Annotated in this window: 1 protein-coding gene; it reads left to right on the forward strand. The window is 43.1% G+C overall.

Features of this window, described 5'->3' with window-relative positions; all coding sequences use genetic code 11:
• Positions 1–738: 738 nt before the first annotated feature.
• Positions 739–2,244, forward strand: coding sequence for an SUMF1/EgtB/PvdO family nonheme iron enzyme (locus IKL48_02160; GenBank protein MBR3603484.1), 1,506 nt, complete (start codon positions 739–741; stop codon positions 2,242–2,244).
• The last annotated feature ends 693 nt before the right edge of the window (positions 2,245–2,937 follow it).

Here is a 2,937-nt window from a genome sequence, read left to right on the forward strand (position 1 = left end):
CATCTTTCAAATCAAAAATAAAGAACTGACATACAATATATGTAGATTTCCCCGACTTGAAATGAATCGGGTAAGGGGAGATATGCGATTATGTGATTTTTAAATGAAAGAGCCGTGATAATTTGCAAGCTTTTCTTGCTCTTTTATTTTTTTTATTTGCTTTTGTTGTTTACTTTTGTTTAGAAGTTGTTTGATTTTTATTTCGAGCATATTAAGGTAAGTTCTATAAATTCATCGTTTAAAATTTAAAAAATGAAAATTGGAGGTTGATATACTTTTCGAGGAATTAATAGAACCCACTTAAAGAATCTCAAAGATGCCGAAAATAAGAGAGTGAAACTCTAAAGTGTTCTTTTTTAATAAAATTTAAACGGCTTCTAAGAAGTTGTTTAATTTTTATTTCGAGCATATTTGAGAGAGATTTTTAAATCTATTTTTAGTCTTCTTTTGCAGAAAATAGTGGACTATTATCAAAAAAGGAGAATAAAAATAGGTTAAAAAGAATCTCAAAGATGCCGAAAATATGAGAGTGAAACTCTAAAGTGTTCTTTTTTAATAAAATTTAAACGGCTTCTTAGTAAGTTTTAATGTATTTGTATGTATCCTTCTATTTCTGAATATATAGAGTCCATTCGTTTTGCCGAGGATAATTTCGACCGACTCAAGCACCTTGCTCCGGTCTTGAAACCTAATGGCGAACCCTTCTTCTCGCAAGGGAATTTTGCTGTTGTTTTTAAAATGACCGACGGCAATGGGAAGTTTTATGCTCTGAAGTGTTTTACTCGCGAGTTGCCGGGGCGCGATGAGCGGTATGCGCTTATTTGTGACGAATTGCACTATTTGCAGTCGGGCTATTTTATCGAGATGAAATATTTCTGCAACGAGTTGTTTGTGAGTTCCGATATTTCTGATGAAGAACTTTTTCCGGTCCTCTTGATGGATTGGGTGGAGGGTGTGCCTCTGGACCTCTATTTGCGCAACTGTATAGAGAGGGGGGCGACCGATGCTCTTGCTCAGTTGTCTTACCGCTTTGGGCGTTTTGCTTCTTGGTTGATTGCTCAGCCCTTTGCGCATGGAGACCTGAAACCGGATAACTTATTGGTGCGCTCGGATGGCTCTTTGGTGGCTGTGGATTATGATGGCATGTTTGTGCCGGCTATGGCGGAAAGGGGAGTCTCCTCTTCCGAGATGGGCAGCCCGGACTATCGCCACCCTAAACGCACTTCTGCCTTGTTTGGTCCGGCTATGGACCACTTTTCCTTGGCGGTGATGGCTCTCTCGCTGGAGGCAATTGCCACTGAGCCTTCTCTGCTGCAACGATATGTTTGTGCGGATGGACTTTTGTTTTGCGAGAGAGACTTTTTCTCCCTTTCGGAGTCTGAGGCTATGAAGTCCCTTTTGGCTCTTTTGCCTAAAAGCAGGAATTTGCCAATGCTCTATTCGCTTTTTCACTTGGCATACAAAAAAATGACACTGCCTGTGGAACTCTCAGATTGTTTTCGTTTGCCGGAACCTGCCACAGCTCCGCAACCATCCTCTTCTCTCACCTTCACCGTAAAGGGAGTCTCTTTCCGCATGAAGTTGGTGAAAGCCGGTACCTTTATGATGGGAGCTACGCCGGAGATGGAAGATGATGCATTGGATAACGAATTCCCTGTTCACAAAGTAACCTTGACAGAGGATTACTACATGGGCGAAACACAGGTGACGCAAGCTCTTTGGCAAGCTGTGATGGGGAAGAACCCGTCTTGGTTTCCGGGCAACGACCAACGTCCTGTGGAGTGTGTTTCATGGAATGATTGTCAAGACTTTATAGAGCAACTAAATAGAATTACGGGCGAGCATTTCCGTCTGCCAACAGAGGCAGAGTGGGAGTTTGCCGCTCGAGGTGGGAATGAGAGCAAAGGCTGCCGCTATGCCGGTAGCAACGATTTGGACGAGGTGGCGTGGTATGACGAGGATTGGGACAAGGGTTCAACTCACCCCGTTGCCGGCAAGCAACCCAATGAGTTGGGGCTATATGATATCAGCGGCAATGTGTATGAGTGGTGTGCAGATTGGTATGAAGAGGATTACTATCAAACTTCGCCCGAAGTCGATCCACAAGGACCTGCTTCGGTTCCTTTTCGGGTGTTGCGTGGTGGCTCGTGGGACGGCGATGCGTGGCTCTGTCGCTTGTCTCACCGTGACTGGAACGATCCGGTGAACGGGGGCTACGGCTGCGGGTTGCGTCTTCTCCTTTAGTTCAAGAAGATTCCTCTCTCGGGGGCAGGCGACAGCGTATTCCCGAGTGGCGCTCTCGGAGGGACGACTGTGGCTTGTGTCTTTCCCTCCAGTTCAAATGTGAGAGGGGTAGGTTTCAGATTTTCTCCCTGCCTGGAAGGCAGTACTGAGCGCAGCGATGGTAACCTGGGACACAGTCTCAGGAAAATACAAAAATACAACCACCTAAATCCTAAATCCTGAAACCTGCGTCAGCACCTTGAAACGCATGAAATACATATTACACTATCGAGGATAAATATCGCTAATACAAAAACAGGGAGAATGCGATTCGCCCCTACGCTAACAAACCTAAAACCTGAAACTTGAAACCAGAAACCCCCATTTCTCGGCAAAATTTGGTCAAATTTTGATTTGCTAACGCAAAAGGGAGAAAAAAGTTCAAAAAACGTTTAAAAATAGCATTCTGATTATAAGCGAGTTAAGAAAAACTTTCAAAATTTTTAAAATTTTTTCGTCAAAACATTTGGTGGGGAATAAAAAAGGTTCTATCTTTGCACTCGCTTTTGAAAAGGAAGCCTGACTACGAAGGTGGTTAGAAAAAAGAAAGAAAGTGATCTTTGAATATATTTGATTCAGACAGCAAAGCACAAGGAAGAGGGAGGTTATGTATTAAGATACATAATACCATCAATTCCACTTTGAAATAAAAGA

It is taken from the genome of Elusimicrobiaceae bacterium, from assembly GCA_017520185.1.
GTDB lineage: Bacteria > Elusimicrobiota > Elusimicrobia > Elusimicrobiales > Elusimicrobiaceae > Avelusimicrobium.